The organism is Streptomyces sp. P9-A4 (assembly GCF_036634195.1).
GTDB lineage: Bacteria > Actinomycetota > Actinomycetes > Streptomycetales > Streptomycetaceae > Streptomyces.
The window spans coordinates 3,105,555-3,120,730 of the sequence record NZ_JAZIFY010000001.1; the positions used below are offsets into that span (position 1 = coordinate 3,105,555).

General features: G+C 72.2%; 13 protein-coding genes. 4 read left to right on the forward strand and 9 right to left on the reverse strand.

Translation table 11 applies throughout. The features are described 5' to 3' along the window. Nucleotides 1-17: 17 nt before the first annotated feature. Both V4Y03_RS13850 and V4Y03_RS13855 read right to left on the reverse strand, forming a co-directional pair. Complete coding sequence (locus V4Y03_RS13850; RefSeq protein ID WP_332435123.1) at nucleotides 18-2,627, reverse strand: bifunctional FO biosynthesis protein CofGH; 2,610 nt, start codon at nucleotides 2,625-2,627, stop codon at nucleotides 18-20. A 74-nt stretch (nucleotides 2,628-2,701) separates the two neighbouring features. Beyond that, complete coding sequence (locus V4Y03_RS13855) at nucleotides 2,702-3,532, reverse strand: TIGR03619 family F420-dependent LLM class oxidoreductase (protein WP_332435124.1); 831 nt, start codon at nucleotides 3,530-3,532, stop codon at nucleotides 2,702-2,704. Nucleotides 3,533-3,691: 159 nt separating this feature from the next. Here V4Y03_RS13855 and V4Y03_RS13860 point away from each other — a divergent pair, with 159 nt between their 5' ends. The 3 genes from V4Y03_RS13860 (at nucleotide 3,692) to V4Y03_RS13870 (ending at nucleotide 5,986) form a co-directional block, all read left to right on the forward strand. Continuing rightward, nucleotides 3,692-4,363 carry a HEAT repeat domain-containing protein gene (locus V4Y03_RS13860; RefSeq protein ID WP_332435125.1) on the forward strand — a complete coding sequence of 224 codons (672 nt, stop codon included), beginning with the start codon at nucleotides 3,692-3,694 and terminating at the stop codon, nucleotides 4,361-4,363. A 3-nt stretch (nucleotides 4,364-4,366) separates the two neighbouring features. Next, nucleotides 4,367-5,419 carry a HEAT repeat domain-containing protein gene (locus V4Y03_RS13865; protein ID WP_332435126.1) on the forward strand — a complete coding sequence of 351 codons (1,053 nt, stop codon included), beginning with the start codon at nucleotides 4,367-4,369 and terminating at the stop codon, nucleotides 5,417-5,419. 99 nt (nucleotides 5,420-5,518) lie between these two features. Beyond that, nucleotides 5,519-5,986: a carboxymuconolactone decarboxylase family protein gene (locus tag V4Y03_RS13870; protein WP_317874542.1), complete on the forward strand. Its 468-nt coding sequence runs from the start codon at nucleotides 5,519-5,521 to the stop codon at nucleotides 5,984-5,986. On the opposite strand, the gene V4Y03_RS13875 is transcribed toward V4Y03_RS13870, so the two are convergent. Next, entirely contained in the window at nucleotides 5,952-6,458 is a 507-nt protein-coding gene (locus V4Y03_RS13875; protein WP_332435127.1) for a GNAT family N-acetyltransferase, read from the reverse strand. The two genes, V4Y03_RS13870 and V4Y03_RS13875, sit on opposite strands and share 35 nt — an antisense overlap. A gap of 109 nt (nucleotides 6,459-6,567) precedes the next feature. Between V4Y03_RS13875 and V4Y03_RS13880 the strand changes: the two genes are divergently transcribed. Beyond that, nucleotides 6,568-6,783: a hypothetical protein gene (locus V4Y03_RS13880; protein ID WP_332435128.1), complete on the forward strand. Its 216-nt coding sequence runs from the start codon at nucleotides 6,568-6,570 to the stop codon at nucleotides 6,781-6,783. Between the two features lie 92 nt (nucleotides 6,784-6,875). Here V4Y03_RS13880 and V4Y03_RS13885 read toward each other — a convergent pair whose 3' ends face one another. The 6 genes from V4Y03_RS13885 to V4Y03_RS13910 form a co-directional block, all read right to left on the reverse strand. Next, nucleotides 6,876-8,441, reverse strand: a complete 1,566-nt coding sequence (locus tag V4Y03_RS13885) for an APC family permease (protein ID WP_332435129.1) — start codon at nucleotides 8,439-8,441, stop codon at nucleotides 6,876-6,878. A 259-nt stretch (nucleotides 8,442-8,700) separates the two neighbouring features. Further along, the gene (locus V4Y03_RS13890) at nucleotides 8,701-10,167 is read right to left on the reverse strand and encodes an aldehyde dehydrogenase family protein (RefSeq protein ID WP_317874538.1); all 1,467 of its coding nucleotides are present in this window, start codon (nucleotides 10,165-10,167) and stop codon (nucleotides 8,701-8,703) included. Beyond that, nucleotides 10,164-11,903 carry an N-acyl-D-amino-acid deacylase family protein gene (locus V4Y03_RS13895; RefSeq protein ID WP_332435130.1) on the reverse strand — a complete coding sequence of 580 codons (1,740 nt, stop codon included), beginning with the start codon at nucleotides 11,901-11,903 and terminating at the stop codon, nucleotides 10,164-10,166. Before V4Y03_RS13895 ends, V4Y03_RS13890 begins: the two co-directional genes overlap by 4 nt. Nucleotides 11,904-12,103: 200 nt before the next feature. Next, complete coding sequence (locus tag V4Y03_RS13900) at nucleotides 12,104-13,228, reverse strand: LLM class flavin-dependent oxidoreductase (RefSeq protein WP_317874536.1); 1,125 nt, start codon at nucleotides 13,226-13,228, stop codon at nucleotides 12,104-12,106. Between the two features lie 147 nt (nucleotides 13,229-13,375). Next, nucleotides 13,376-14,137 (reverse strand): SDR family NAD(P)-dependent oxidoreductase, encoded by a 762-nt coding sequence (locus tag V4Y03_RS13905; RefSeq protein ID WP_332435131.1) that lies wholly within the window; start codon nucleotides 14,135-14,137, stop codon nucleotides 13,376-13,378. A gap of 11 nt (nucleotides 14,138-14,148) precedes the next feature. Further along, nucleotides 14,149-15,066 (reverse strand): LLM class F420-dependent oxidoreductase, encoded by a 918-nt coding sequence (locus tag V4Y03_RS13910; protein WP_332435132.1) that lies wholly within the window; start codon nucleotides 15,064-15,066, stop codon nucleotides 14,149-14,151. Nucleotides 15,067-15,176 lie beyond the last annotated feature (110 nt).

The window sequence follows — 15,176 nt, forward strand, 5'->3', positions numbered from 1 at the left end:
CCGGCGGGCCCCTGCTCTCAGGCCCCGCCCTCCTGGGGAAGGACCGGCAGCAGTTCCGGGAGGTGGCCGTCCGAGGCGCGTGCCGCGCGCTGCCGCTCCTCCGGCACCTCGCCGTACAGGGTCGTCCGGGGCTTCGCCGGGCGGCCCGCCGCCTCCGCGATGGCCTCCAGGTCACGGATCGAGCGGTACGAGCCGTAACTCGACCCCGCCATCCGGGAGATGGTCTCCTCCATCAGCGTGCCGCCGAGGTCGTTGGCGCCCGAGCGGAGCATCTCGGCGGCGCCCTCCGTACCCAGCTTCACCCAGCTGGTCTGGATGTTGGGGATGTACGGGTGGAGGAGCAGCCGGGCCATCGCGATGACCGCGCGGTTGTCGCGGGTCGTGGGGCCGGGGCGGGCGATGCCCGCGAGGTAGACCGGGGCGTTGGTGTGGATGAAGGGGAGCGTCACGAACTCGGTGAAGCCCTCCCGCCCTGCTTCCAGTGCCGACTGCTGGATGCGGGAGAGGGTGCGGAAGTGGCCGAGCCAGTGCCGGGGCTGGTCCACGTGCCCGTACATCATGGTGGAGCTCGACCGGATGCCGAGTTCGTGGGCGGTGGTGATGACCTCGATCCAGGTGGCCGTGGGCAGCTTGCCCTTGGTGAGGACCCAGCGGACCTCGTCGTCGAGGATCTCGGCGGCGGTGCCGGGGATCGAGTCGAGTCCGGCCTCCTTCGCCGCCGTCAGCCACTCGCGGATCGAGAGCCCGGTGCGGGAGGCGCCGTTGACGACCTCCATCGGGGAGAAGGCGTGCACGTGCATGCCGGGGACGCGCTTCTTCACCGCGCGGGCGATGTCGAAGTAGGCGGTGCCGGGCAGGTCGGGGTGGATGCCGCCCTGCATGCAGACCTCGACGGCGCCGACCTCCCAGGCCTGTTCGGCGCGGTCCGCGACCTGGTCGAGGGAGAGGGTGTAGGCGTCGGCGTCGGTACGGCGCTGGGCGAAGGCGCAGAAGCGGCAGCCGGTGTAGCAGACGTTGGTGAAGTTGATGTTCCGCGTGACGATGTAGGTGACGTCCTCGCCGGACACCGACTTGCGGACGTCGTCCGCGATCCGGGTGAGCGCGTCGAGGGCGGGGCCGTCGGCGTGCAGCAGGGCGAGCGCCTGGGCGTCGGTGAGCTTCGTCGGGTCGTCGGCGGCCGTGCTCAGCGCCTCACGGACGTCGGTGTCGACCCGCTCGGGGACCATGCCGGGCGCGGCGGCCTCGCGCAGCGACTCCCAGTCGCCGTAGACCTCGTCGAAGTCGTCACGCCGGTCGTGGGTGCGGCCGGTGGTGTCGATGGTGCGGTGCAGATCGGTGCGGCCGGCGGCGGTGAACGCCTCGTCGGGCTCCTGCCAGGGCAGCCCGCGCACGGGCGCGTCGGGGTTCGCGAGGCCGGTCTCGGGGTCGGCGAGGGCGCGGACGTGCGGGAGGAGGCGGGGGTCGAGCCAGGGTTCGCCCCGGGTGACGAACTCGGGGTAGACGCAGAGCCGTTCGCGCAGCTCGAAGCCTGCGGCGCGGGACCGCTCGGCCAGCTCCTCGATCCGCGGCCAGGGCCGCTCGGGGTTGACGTGGTCGATGGTGAGCGGGGAGACGCCGCCCCAGTCGTCGATGCCGGCGGCGATCAGCCGCTCGTACTCGGCGTCGACGAGGTTCGGCGGGGCCTGGAGGCAGGCGGAGGGGCCCATGATGTGGCGGGCCACGGCGACGGTGGCGACGAGGTCGTCCAGTTCGGCGTCCGGCATCCCGCGCATGGCCGTGTCCGGCTTGGCGCGGAAGTTCTGGATGATCAGCTCCTGGACGGAGTGGTACGCCCTGGACACCCGCCGGAGCGCGAAGAGGGACTCGGCCCGCTCCTCCAGGGTCTCGCCGATGCCGAGCAGCAGCCCCGAGGTGAAGGGGACGGAGGACCGGCCGGCGTCCTCGAGGACCCTGAGGCGGACGGCCGGTTCCTTGTCGGGGGACCCGTAGTGGGGGCCGCCGGGCTCCGACCAGAGGCGGGTGGCGGTGGTCTCCAGCATCATGCCCATGGAGGGCGCGACGGGCTTGAGGCGCTGGAAGTCGGTCCAGGACAGCACGCCGGGGTTGAGGTGGGGCAGGAGGCCGGTCTCCTCCAGAATGCGGATCGCCATGGCCCGTACGTACGCGAGGGTGTCGTCGTAGCCGTGCGCGTCGAGCCACTCGCGGGCCTCGGGCCAGCGGTCCTCGGGCTTGTCGCCGAGGGTGATGAGCGCTTCCTTGCAGCCCAGCTCGGCGCCGCGCCGGGCGATGTCGAGCACCTCGTCGGGCGACATGAACATCCCGTGCCCGTCCCGGCGCAGCTTGCCGGGGACGGTCACGAAGGTGCAGTAGTGACACTTGTCGCGGCAGAGCCGGGTGAGGGGTATGAACACGCTCTTCGAGTACGTGATGACCCCGGGCCGCCCGGCCGCCGCGAGCCCTGCGTCGCGCACCCGCCCGGCGGACGCGACCAGATCGGCCAGGTCCTCCCCACGCGCCCGCAACAGCACGGCGGCCTCGCCGACGTCGAGCGCGACCCCGTCCCGGGCCCGCCTGAGGGCACGGCGCATGGCGTTCGCGGTGGGGCGGGCTTCCTGGTGATCCGTCATGAAACGAGCATACGAGCGGGTAACCCGAGGAGGGACAGGTGCCGTACCCACCGGAACGTACGGCGAGTCATCGCTCAGAGGTGGCGCGCGTACGCGTCCAGCACCCCCAGCACCTCCGTCTCGCCCCCCGGCGGCAGTTGGAGGACGATCTCCTCGCAGCCCAGTTCGGCGTAGTGCGCCAGCTTGCCGGGGGTCGGCAGGACCGCGTACGGGACCAGTTGGAGGGTCTTCGGGTCGCGGCCCGCCGCCTCCCAGGTGTCGCGCAGGACCGGGAGCGATTCCGTCAGGCCTCGGCCGCCGATCGGCATCCAGCCGTCCGTCTGCGCCGCGATCTGCGCGAAGAGCTTCGGGCCCGCCGCGCCGCCCAGGAGGATCCGGGGCGCGCCGCCGGTCGGCTTCGGCCAGGCCTCCGAGGCGCGTACGGAGTCGCCGTGCTCCCCCTCGTACGCCGTCGGCTCCGGCGCCCACAGGGCCTTCATCAGATCGAGCCGGTCGCGGCCGAGCTCCCGGCGGGCCGGCCAGTCGACGCCGTGGTCGGCGGCCTCCTCACGGTTCCAGCCGAAGCCGACGCCGAGGGTGAAGCGGCCCCCGGACAGGTGGTCGAGGGTGGCGATTCGCTTGGCGAGGGCGATCGGGTCGTGCTGGGCGAGCAGCGTGACGCCGGTGCCGAGCAGGAGGCGTTCGGTGACGGCGGCGGCCTGGCCGAGGGCCACGAAGGGGTCGAGGGTGCGGCCGTACTCCCGGGGCAGCTCACCGCCCGCCGGGTAGGTCGTCTCCCGGGAGACGGGGATGTGGGTGTGCTCGGGGAGGTAGAGCCCGCCGAATCCGCGCTGTTCCAGCTCGCGCGCGAGCCGCACGGGGGTGATGGTCTCGTCGGTCAGGAAGATCGTGGTCGAGATCCGCATGACGGCACGGTAGGGCGTACGGCCCGGATTTCCGAGGGGTGCGACACGAGAGGCCCCCCGCGAGCCGAGGGGCGCGCCCCGGCGCCCGCCGCCCCGCACACCGTGCTTGACCTTGACACGGTGACAAGGTCTTCGCTGGGGGCCGAGGAGGTGCTCCCGATGAGCATGCGAGCAGAGGACACGACCGGGGCGCGGGCGCTCCGGGGCCTGGCGGACGAGAGCGCGTCGGTGCGGCTGCGGGCCGCGCTGGCGGTCGGCACGAGCCCCGATCCGGCGTTCGTCGGCGGGCTCGTCGAGCGGTGCGCGGTCGAGCCCGACTTCTCCGTGCGGGAGATGCTGACCTGGGCGCTCACCCGTCACCCGGCGGCGGCGACGGTCCCCGTGCTCGTCGACGAGGTCCGCTCGGAGCGGGCGCAGGCACGCGGTCAGGCCCTGCACACCCTGTCCAAGATCGGGGACCGCAGCGCGTGGCCGGTGATCACGCCGGAGCTGCTGTCCGACGCCGACGACGAGGTGGCCCGGTGCGCCTGGCGGGCGGCGGTGGTCCTCGTACCCGAGGGTGAGGAGTACGCGCTGGCGCTGGTCCTGGCGTCCCAGCTCGGGCGCGGCCCCCGCGCCACCCGGCTGAGCCTCAGCCGGGCGCTGATCGCGCTCGGCGAGGCGATGTTGCCGGCGCTGGCCGCCGCGGCGGACGCCCCCGACCCCGGCGTGCGCGCGCACGCGCTCGCCACGGACCGGCTGTGGCACGATCCGGACGCCGGGTTCGAGAGCGCGGTCGAGGAGGCGAAGCGGATCGTGGCCCTCGGCGGGGGCGGCGGGGAAGGACGGTAGGCGGTGCTGATCGGTGAGGTCGCACGGCGGTCCGGGGTGAGCGCCCGCATGCTCCGGCACTACGAGCGGCTCGGCCTGGTGCGGCCGACGGGTCGTACGGGATCCGGCTACCGGGAGTACTCCGAGGAGAACATCCGGCGCGTCTTCCACATCGAGAGCCTGCGGTCGCTGGGGCTCTCCCTGCACGAGGTGGGGCGCGCGCTCGACGACCCCGGGTTCGCGCCGGCGCGGCTCGTCGACGGCCTCGTCCGCCGTACGCGGGAGCGCATCGCGGCGGAGACGGAGCTGCTGACCCGGCTGCGCCGGATCGACGCCTCGGAGCCCGCAGGCTGGGAGGACGTGCTCCGGACGGTCGCGCTCCTGCGGGGGCTGGGGTCGGCGAGCCCGGGGGCGCGGCAGCGGGCGGCCCTGTCCACGGCCGGGGACGTGCCCGTGCCCGTACCGGCGGAGGCGCTGGTCGAGGCGGTGCTCGCCGAGTCGGACCCGATCGTCGCGGGGGCCCTGCGCTGGGCGCTGGCCCGGTCGGGCGGTGACGTGCCCGCGCTGCTCGCGGAGGGTCTCGGCTCGCCCGTGGCCGCGGTGCGCGAGCGTGCCGTGCTGTCCCTCGTCGAGATCCCCGGCGAGGGGGCGACCGCGCTGCTGAGGGAGGCCCTCGACCACCCCGACGCGGTGGTCCGGGGGCACGCGGCCCCGGCGCTCGGGGCGCGGGGGGTGGCCGAGGCGGTCCCGGCGCTCCTCGACCTGGTCGTCGCGGAGCGGAACGACTCCGACGCGGCGGAGGCGCTGGGCACGCTGGCGGCCGATCCGGGGCTGGCGGAGGAGATCGCCGCCGGGCTGGCCGGCCGGCTCGCCCGCGCGGTCACGGAGCCGTCCGTACGCCGCCGGCTGGCCCAGGCGCTCGCGGAGATCCCTGGGCCGACGGCGTCCCGGGCCCTGGCGGAGCTGGCCGGGGACGAGGACCGCGCGGTCGCGCTGACCGCTGCGTACGTCCTCACCCTGCGACGCCCGCCGGCTGCCGGACCCGCCACCGAGGACGGCCCCGGTCCGGGCGTCTGAAAAAACTTCCCGGGACCTGTCACACCTTCCGCGCGCGCTCCGTCAGTGCAGTGAAAGCAACGCACGAACGACACCGAACGACACCGAGGAGCGATCACCATGGCGCACGAGCCCAAGGCCCGGATGACCAACCCCGCCTATGTCCTTCCCGAGGCCGGCCCCGCGATCCAGAGCCTGGTCAAGGCCACCCGCCAGGGCGGGGTGCCGGAATCGACCCTGGAGCTGGTGCACCTGCGGGCCAGCCAGATCAACAGCTGCGGCTTCTGCGTGGACTACGGCGCGAAGAGCGCCCGCAAGAGCGGTGTGAGCGACGAGAAGCTGTTCGCCGTCGCCGCCTGGCGCGAGGCCCCGTACTTCTCCGACGAGGAGCGCGCGGCCCTCGCGCTGGCCGAGGCGGCGACCCGGCTCGCCGACACCTCGGACGCGGTGCCGGACGACATCTGGGACGCGGCGGCCGACCACTACGACGAGAAGCAGCTCGCCGCGATCGTCCTGATGGTCGCCGTGACCAACCTGTTCAACCGGCTCAACGTCACCGTGCGCCAGCCGGCCGGCGTGGCCCTGTGACCGCGGGGCCCGGGACCGTACGGGCCTCGCGCACCATCCGTACGTCCACCGGGTCCTCGGACTCCGGGGTGAACCCCTCCCGCTCGTAGAGACGGCGGGCGGGGCTCCCCCGGAGCACGGTCAGCCGGACGGGGAGTCCCTCCTCGTCGGCCCGTGCCAGGAGTTCCCGCAGCACGGCCGTCCCGAGGCCCCGGCCCTGGGTCCCGGGGGCGAGGTAGAAGTGCTCCAGGCAGAGCCCTTCGCCGTTCTCGTACGGGCGGACCGTGACGCAGCCCGCGAGAGCGCCGTCCTGTTCGATCACCGAGGTGTGCGCCGGTGAGAAGCCGTCCCGGAGCCTCTGGCGCACCCGGTGCTCGTCGTAGCGGCCGAGGCGCACCAGGTCCTCTCGCATGACCTCGGCCCGCAGCTCCGCCAGGGCGTCGAGGTCGGCGGCGCGGGCGGGGCGCAGCGCCCGGTTCGTTTCACCGTGCATGCGCGCATCCTAGGGAGACCCCCTCGGGCGGCTTCGCCCCGCCCGGACGAATGCGGGGGCGCGGTCCGCCGGTCGTAACCGGATCCGCTCCGTCCGCGTTGGTGCGGGCATGAAGAAGATGCTCACCGCAGTCGCCCTGACCTGTTTCGCCGCTGCCGGCGGTCTCTCCGTCGCCGGTACGGCCGCCGCCGACACCGGGGGTGTGAACCTGCCCTCGGTGGTGCCGCTCAGCGGCGTCCTGACCCCCAAGGCCAAGCCCGCGGCCGGCACGCCCCAGCTGCCGCCCGCCAACGCGGCGGTGGAGCGCCTGCTTCCCGGGCGCTGAGCCGTACGCGGGGAATGACGAAGGCGGCGGACCCCCCACGGGCCGCCGCCTTCGCGTTTCTGTGACTCAGGAACTCACTCGTCCGGATCGCCTCAGTCGGCGACGACCAGCGACGGAGTCTCCTTCGTCAGGACCTCGCCGCGGAAGAACGCGGGGCTCCTGCGCTGCATGACCAGCATGATCACCACGCCGAGCAGCAGCAGTCCGACACCGATGACGAACACCGAGCCGACGCCGAAGACGGCGGAGCCGGAGCCGTACGCCGGGTCCCACATGTCGTAGAGCGTCTTGCCGAAGACGGCGGTGAGCATGAGCCCGCCGAGCGCCGGGAGGAGGCCCTTGAAGGCGAAGTCGCGGGCGGTGCGGAACAGCTCGCCGCGGAAGTACCAGACGCAGGCGAACGCCGTGAGCGCGTAGTAGAAGCAGATCATCAGGCCGAGCGCGTAGATCGTGTCGACCAGGACGTGCTCACTGACCAGGGTCATCACCGTGTAGAACGCGCCGGTGGCGACGCCGGCGACGACGGTGGCCTTGCCGGGGGTCTTGAAGATCGGGTGGACCTTGGTGAAGGACTTCGGCAGGGCCTCGTACGTGGACATCGCGAGCACCGTACGGGCGACCGGGATGAACGTGGTCTGGAGGCTGGCGGCGGCCGAGGCGAGGACCGCGACGAAGAGCAGGATGCCGAGCGTCGGGCCCATGACCGGTCCCGCCAGGGCGGCGAAGACGTTGTCGGAGGTCTCCGGGTTGGCGAGGCCGAGGCCCTTGTCGCCGGAGCCGACGACCATCTGGGCGGCGATGCCGGTGGCCAGGTAGGAGCCGACCAGGACGACCATCGCGATGAGCGCGGCGCGGCCGGGGGTCCTGGCGCTGCCGGTGGTCTCCTCGTTGGTCGCCATGCAGGCGTCCCAGCCCCAGTACATGAAGATCGAGAGGGAGAGACCGGCGGTGAAGGCGGCGAAGGACTGGACCGCGAACGGGTTCATCCAGGACCAGGAGAAGTCGACCGAGGTCTCGAAGTCGCCGGCCTTCGACAGGGCCATGCCGACGAAGACGGCGAGGACGACGAGCTGGAGGCCGACGAGGGTGTACTGGACGCCCTTGGTGGCGGTCATGCCCCGGTAGCTGATCGCGGTGGCCGCGGCGATGAGCGCCAGGCAGGTGACGATGTGGACAGCCTTGTTGTCGTCCAGGGCGCCGATGGAGTCGCTGCCGCTGATCTCGCCCGCGAGGAGCCAGAAGTAGGAGGTCGCGACGCCGGCCAGGTTGGACAGCACGATGATCGTCGCGATGACGAGGCCCCAGCCGCACATCCAGCCGATCTTCGGCCCGAAGGCCTTCACGGTCCAGGTGAACGAGGTGCCGCAGTCCGGCATGACCTTGTTGAGCTCCCGGTACGCGAAGGCGACGAGGAGCATGGGGAGGAAGCCCGCGAGGAAGACGGCGGGCATCTGCAGTCCGACCTCGCCCGCGGTGGAGCCGAGCGTCGAGGTCAGGCAGTAGACGGGGGCGACGGTCGAGATGCCGATGACGGCGCTGCCGAGGAGGCCGACGGAGTTCCCGCCGAGGCCCTTGGTGCGCACGCCGTTGGCGTCGCTCGGGGCCTTGACGCCCCTTACCGTGTCTCCGGCCTGGGGCCGGGCTTCCACCTGAGTCATGAACAGGACGTTAAATGCTGCGGTTTCCACATCCGGAGGATCAGAGTCCGCTCACTTGATCGATCATCGCCTTGCATTATGAGGCGAAATCCAGCCATCGACCAATGATTGAAAGATCGACCACCACGACGACCGACCAACTGGTAGGTCGGTCGCCGAGTGTCCGATATGCGGGAACCGTAGCTCTGCCCCAAATGTCCGTTTCCAAATTTTCCCGAGGAATTTTCCGAAGGCTTCCCCGGCCCCCTCGGCACCGGGCTCAGCCCGGCCACACCACCGCCTGCAGCTCGCTGTAGGCGTGCAGCGCGTACGAGCCCACGTCCCGCCCGACACCGCTCTTCTTGAAGCCGCCGAACGGCGCCTCCATGTTCCGGCCGATCGTGTTCACGCCCACCCCGCCGGCCCGCAGCCGGGCCGCGACGCGGAAGGCGCGGGCCACGTCGCCCGACCACACGTAGTCGATCAGGCCGTAGTCGCTGTCGTTGGCGAGCGCGATCCCCTCCTCCTCCTCGTCGAAGGGGACGACCACCACGACCGGACCGAAGATCTCCTCCCGGACCACCCGCATCTCGTTGGTGCAGTCGGCGAGCAGCGTCGGGGCCACGTAGAAGCCCCGGTCGAAGTCGGGGCGCTCGCCGCCCACCACGACCCGCGCCCCCTCCTTGCGGCCGAGCTCGACGTACGACTCCACCCGGTCGCGGTGGGCCGCCGAGATCACCGGGCCGACCACCGTGCCCTTCTGCGCCGGGTCGCCCACCTTCATGAAGGCCAGATAGCCGGTGAGCTTCTCGATCAGTCGCTCATAGATCCCGCGCTGCGCGAGCACCCGGGTCGGGGCGGTGCAGATCTGTCCGCTGTAGAAGGCGAAGGTCGTCCCGATCCCCATCACCGCCGAGTCCAGGTCGGCGTCGTCGAAGACGAGCGCGGCCCCCTTGCCGCCCAGCTCCATCAGCTGCCGCTTGAGCGAGCGCCCGCAGACCTCGCCGATCGCCTGGCCGACCGCCGTGGAGCCGGTGAACGACACCATGTCGACGTCCGGGGAGTCCACGGCCGCCTGCCCGGACTCCACCGAGGACCCGGTGACCACGTTGACCACGCCCGCCGGGACCCCGGCCTCGGCGAGCGCCCGGGTCATCGCGTACACCGAGAGCGGGTCCTGCGGGGCAGGCTTCACCAGCACCGTGTTGCCCATGGCGAGCGCCGGGGCGATCTTGCCCGCCGGGTTCGCCCAGGGGTTGTTGTACGAGGTGATGCAGGTGACCACGCCGACCGGGCGCCGTACCGCCACCGCGCCGAACACCCCGGCCTTCCCCATCGGGCCCGCCTCGTTGATCTGCGGGGGCAGCGCCTGCTCGACCGGTTCCATGGCCCCTCGCGCGTACCGCCGGAAGCGGGAGGCGCCGACCGCGACCTGCATCCCGCGCGCGGTCCCGGTCGTCGCGCCCGTCTCGGCGCGCGCCAGCAGGGTGTTCGCGTCGGCGTCCCTGGCCATCAGGTCGGCGGCCCGGTCGAGGATCGCCGCCCGCTCCTCCGGCTTCGTGCGGGACCAGGAGGCGAAGGCCTCCCGGGCGGCGGCGGCGGCCTCGTACACCTGGGCCCGGGAGGCCTCCGGCGCGAGGCCCACGACCTCCTCGGTGGAGGGGTCGATCACCTCGTAGTGCCCGCCCTCGGGCTCGACCCACTCCCCGCCGATGAAGAGCTTCTCGGTTCTCACGTCGCCGGTCATCGCGTCGCCACCGTCCTCGTGTCGCGGCCGGAGCGCAGCACCTTCCCCGGGACCGCTCCGGTCACCTCGTCGTCCCGTACCGTCTCCACGCCGTTGACCCGCACCGACACGATCCCGACCGCCCGCGAGTCGAGCCGCGGGCTGTCCCCCGGCAGGTCGTGCACGAGGGTCGCCGGGCCCGCGTCGATCCGCTCCGGGTCGAAGAGGACCAGGTCGGCGTGGAAGCCCTCGGTGATCCGGCCGCGCTCGCGGAGCCCGAAGAGCCGGGCCGGGTCGTCGGTCAGCATCCGTACCGCCAGCTCCAGCGGCACCAGCTTCCGGCCGCGCAGACAGTCGCCGATGAAGCGGGTCGTGTACGGCGCCCCGCACATCCGGTCCAGGTGCGCGCCGGCGTCGGAGCCGCCGAGCATCACGTCCTCGTGGTCCCAGGTCTCACGGCGCAGCTCCCAGGAGGCGGGGTCGTTGTCGCTGGGCATCGGCCACAGGATCGTCCTGAGCTCGTCGTTGGCGCAGATCTCGACCAGGCACTGGAAGGCGTCCTGGCCGCGTTCGGCCGCGATGTCCTTCACGACCCGGCCGGTCAGGCCGTCGTTCTCGGGGCTGTACGTGTCCCCGATGACGTACCGGCCGAAGTGGGCGAGGCGCCGGAAGACGCCGGCCTCCTTGGAGTCGGCGCGCCGCAGCATCTCGGCCCGCACGCCGGGGTCGCGGAGCTTCGCGATCCGCTCGGGGACGGGGAGAGCGAGGATCTCGCCCCAGCCGGGGATGAGGTTGAGCGCGCAGAAGGTGCCGAGGGACATGTTCATGGGGGTGAGGATCGGCATGGTGAGCGCGACGATCCGGCCGCCGGACTCGCGGGCCCGCTCGGAGGCGGTGAGCTGGCGCGGGACGCGTTCGGGGACGGCGGCGTCGATGGTGAGGACGTTCCAGTTGAGCGGCCTGCCCGCCGCCGCCGTCATCTCGACGAAGAGGTCGATCTCGTCGTCGGAGAACTGGTCGAGGCAGCCCGCGAGGATCGCCTCCAGCTGGGTGCCCTCGTGCTCGCCGACCGCCCGGGAGAGGGCGATCAGCTCCTCGGGGCCCGCGTGCCGGGAGGCGACGGGGGCGCCGTCGCCGTCGGAGTGGGTGGAGGACTGGGTGGTGGACAGGCCCCAGGCACCGGCCTCCATGGCCGCCTTGAGCAGGGCGACCATGGCGTCCAGCTGCTCGGGCGTCGGCTGCCCGCCGACGGCGTCGGCGCCCATCACGTACCGGCGCAGGGCGCAGTGGCCGACCATGAAGCCGGCGTTGACGGCGATCCGCCCGTCGAGGGCGTCCAGGTACTCGGCGAAGGACGACCAGCCCCAGTCGACGCCCTCCTCCAGGGCCTTGAGGGCCATGCCCTCCACCTTGGACATCATCCGGCGGGTGTAGTCGGCGTCCTCGGGCCGGTCCGGGTGGAGCGGGGCGAGGGTGAAGCCGCAGTTGCCGCCGGCGACGGTGGTGACGCCGTGGTTCATGGAGGGGGTGGCGTACGGGTCCCAGAACAGCTGGGCGTCGTAGTGGGTGTGCGGGTCGACGAAGCCGGGGGTGAGGATCAGGCCGGTGGCGTCCTCGGTGGTCCGGGCGCGCTCCTTCGTCGTGCCGGGTTCGGCGACGAGGGCGATGCGCCCGTCACGGATGCCGACGTCGGCGGTGAAGGCGGGGGCGCCGGTGCCGTCCACGACGGTGGCGCCCGTGATGAGGTGGTCGAGCATGACGGTCCCTTTCACTTCTGCGCTGGACGCGGGGGTGCGTTTCCGCGCGGGGTGCGGGCCTGCCCGCGCCCTGACGTGCCCGGACGCGGGCGTGCCCCGGCCGCGGGCCGCCGCGGTCGGGGCATCTGCGGGCGGCGGTCCGGGAAGACGCCGCCCACGTGGGGGTACCCCCCTGGTCGAAGAGCGTGGGGGAGGATCCGCTACTCCCCCGCCGCCTGCCGGAAGCGGGTGGTGCGGTGGACGGGGTCCGTGTCGATCTCGGGGATCACGTGCTCGCCGATCAGCTTGATCGAGTTCATCGTGTCCTCGTACGAGATCCCGATCGGGATGCCGAAGGAGAGCTGGTCGGCGCCGGCCGCCTCCCAGCGCTTGCACTGGGCGAGCACCTCCGAGGGGTCGCCGCAGATCATCAGCTCCTCCTGGATGAGGAGTTCGATGATCTCGGCCGAGTACTCCGGGAGCAGCTCGGGCCACTCGGGGATGCCCTCGGGCCGGGGGAAGGTGTCGTGGTAGCGGAAGAGCAGCGACTGGAGGTAGTTGAGTCCGCCGGAGACGGCGATCTCGACGGCCTTGTCGTGGGTCTCCGCGCAGATCGCGGTCGAGGTGACCATGACGTTGTCGTTGACGAAGTCGCCGACCGCCTTGGCCTCCTTGATCGCGGTCTTGTAGGAGTCGACGACCCACTCCATGTCGGAGACCTTCTGCACGCTGAAGCCGAGGACACCGAGGCCCTTCTTGGCGGCCATCGCGTACGAGGAGGGGGAGCCGGCCGCGTACCACATGGCCGGGTGCGACTTCCCGTACGGCTTGGGGAGGATCTTGCGGGGCGGCAGCGACCAGTGCTTGCCCTGGAAGCCGACGTACTCCTCCTGGAGCCACATCTTGGGGAACTCGGCGATCGTCTCCTCCCAGATCTCCTTCGTGTGGTTCATGTCGGTGATGCCCGGCATGAACCCGAGGATCTCGTGGGAGCCCGCGCCGCGGCCGGAGCCGAACTCGAAGCGTCCGCCGGAGAGGTGGTCGAGCATGGCGACCTTCTCGGCCACCTTCACCGGGTGGTTGACCGGGGCGAGGGGGTTGAAGATGCCGGAGCCGAGGTGGATGCGCTCGGTGGCGTGGGCGAGGTAGCCCAGGTAGACGTCGTTGGCGGAGATGTGCGAGTACTCGTCCAGGAAGTGGTGCTCGGACGCCCAGGCGTACTTGAACCCGGACTTGTCCGCCTGGATGACGTACTCGGTCTCCTCCATGAGCGCCTTGTGCTCGGCTTCGGGATCGGTCTCGGCTCGCTTGCCGACGTATCCCTGTACGAAGATCCCGAATTCCAAGGGGGTTCACCGTCCTCGTGAGTGTCTGACGGAGTTTCTGACGAGCCGTCAGATTCGTGATGTGCCCGACTGTCGCACCGTGCGGCAGGTGCGTCAATACCTGATGAGCCGTCAGCTACTGGTTCGGCCACCGGCTCGGCCACCGGTTCAGAAGAGACTGACCCCGGCCAGCCAGCCGCCGTCGATCACGAACGGCTGGCCCGTGATGTACGCCGACTCCTCCCCGGTCAGGAAGAGCGCGAGGGCCGCCACCTCGTCCGGGCGCCCGATCCGCCCCAGCGGCACGAGCTTCCGGTACAGCTCGGCCGTGGCCGCCGGGTCCACGCCCTCCGGGTTGCTCATGGCGGTGTCGATCGCCCCCGGGCAGACCGCGTTCACCCGGATCCCCTTCGCGGCGAGCTCCAGGGCCGCGACCCTGGTCAGCCCGAGGACGGCGTGCTTGGAGGCCGCGTAGGCGCCGACCCCGGCCATCCCCGTGAGCCCCGTGTACGAGGAGGTGTTGACGATCGTGCCGCCGCCGGCCGCCGCGATCTCGGGCGCGACCGTCCGGATGCCCAGGAAGCAGCCGGTCTGGTTGACGGAGACAATCGCCTGGAACTCCTCCAGCGGGGTGGAGAGCAGTTCGTTGAAGCGGAGGATGCCGGCGTTGTTGACCAGCCCGTCGATCTTCCCGAACCGCTCCTTGGCGAAGGCCACGGCGGCGGCCCAGTCGGCCTCCTTCGTCACGTCCAGACGGACGTACCCGGCCCGCTCCTTCCCCAGCTCCTCGGCCAGCGCCTCACCGGCCTCGTCGAGGACGTCCGCGAGGACGACCCGGGCCCCTTCGGCGGCGAACAGCCGCGCCTCCTGCTCGCCCTGCCCGCGCGCCGCTCCGGTGACGAGGACGACCCGCCCGTCGAGTTTGCCCATGTCCGTACTCCCTACAGGTGAGGGGCGACCTCCGTGCCGAAGGCCGCCATCTGGTCGATGAGTTCGGTACGGCTCCGGGAGCGGAACCGGACCTGGATCTGGTGCACGCCCATCTCCCCGTACGCGCGCAGGGAGGCGGCGATCTCCTCCGGCGCGCCGGTCAGGGTGCGCCGGCCGACCCGCCAGGCGGGCGTGCCGACGTAGAGCGGCTCGGCGATGGCGCCGACGGTGATCGGCTCGGCGATCCCGGCCTCGGCGCGGAGCCTCAGCAGCTTCTGGATCCGCTCGGCGAGCTGCTCGCGCGGGTCGCCCTGCGGAAGCCAGCCGTCGCCCTTGAGCGCGGCGCGGCGCACGGCGGCCGGGGAGGAGCCTCCCACCCAGAGCGGGACCCGCACCTGCGCGGGCCGGGGCCGCTGGCCCAGGTCCTTGAAGGCGAACCGCTCCCCCAGGTGCTCCGGGTACTCCTCGGGACCGAGCGCGGCCCGCAGCGCGTCGACGGTCTCGTCGAGCACGGCGCCCCGGCGCGCGAAGTCCACGCCGAGCGCCTCGAACTCCTCCTGGACGTGCCCGGCGCCGACCCCGAGGACCAGCCGGCCGCCGGAGAGGTGGTCGAGCGTCGCGTACGCCTTGGCGGTGACGAGCGGGTGGCGCAGCCCGACGACGGCGACGTGCGAGAGGAGCCGGACCCGCCGGGTGGCGGCGGCGAGGAAGGAGAGCGTGGCGACCGGGTCGTACCAGACGGTGCTCATGGCCTCGGCGAGCCGGCGCGGGATGGCGACGTGGTCGCAGCTCGCGAGGTAGTCGAAGCCGTACTCCTCGGCGGCCCGCGCGACGGCCAGCAGATCACCGGGCCCGGCGTCCGCCTCCCAGGGCTCGGCGTAGAGCACGGACTGCGACTGAACGGGCAACTGCATCCCGTAGACCACCATGGGACCTCCTCGACACCGCCGCCTGACGGACCGTCACTTCAATGGGCGGGGCCCATGCTCGTATCTGACGGTCCATCAGGCAAGGGGTGGGGGCGACCCGGCCGGGCGCC

Coding starts and splice junctions, on each gene's coding strand:
- V4Y03_RS13850 (WP_332435123.1), bottom strand. CDS start 2,627: ATGACGGATCACCAGGAAGCCCGCCCCACCGCGAACGCCATGCGCCGT.
- V4Y03_RS13885 (WP_332435129.1), bottom strand. CDS start 8,441: ATGACTCAGGTGGAAGCCCGGCCCCAGGCCGGAGACACGGTAAGGGGC.
- V4Y03_RS13870 (WP_317874542.1), top strand. CDS start 5,519: ATGGCGCACGAGCCCAAGGCCCGGATGACCAACCCCGCCTATGTCCTT.
- V4Y03_RS13895 (WP_332435130.1), bottom strand. CDS start 11,903: ATGCTCGACCACCTCATCACGGGCGCCACCGTCGTGGACGGCACCGGC.
- V4Y03_RS13855 (WP_332435124.1), bottom strand. CDS start 3,532: ATGCGGATCTCGACCACGATCTTCCTGACCGACGAGACCATCACCCCC.
- V4Y03_RS13860 (WP_332435125.1), top strand. CDS start 3,692: ATGAGCATGCGAGCAGAGGACACGACCGGGGCGCGGGCGCTCCGGGGC.
- V4Y03_RS13880 (WP_332435128.1), top strand. CDS start 6,568: ATGAAGAAGATGCTCACCGCAGTCGCCCTGACCTGTTTCGCCGCTGCC.
- V4Y03_RS13910 (WP_332435132.1), bottom strand. CDS start 15,066: ATGGTGGTCTACGGGATGCAGTTGCCCGTTCAGTCGCAGTCCGTGCTC.
- V4Y03_RS13905 (WP_332435131.1), bottom strand. CDS start 14,137: ATGGGCAAACTCGACGGGCGGGTCGTCCTCGTCACCGGAGCGGCGCGC.
- V4Y03_RS13875 (WP_332435127.1), bottom strand. CDS start 6,458: ATGCACGGTGAAACGAACCGGGCGCTGCGCCCCGCCCGCGCCGCCGAC.
- V4Y03_RS13890 (WP_317874538.1), bottom strand. CDS start 10,167: ATGACCGGCGACGTGAGAACCGAGAAGCTCTTCATCGGCGGGGAGTGG.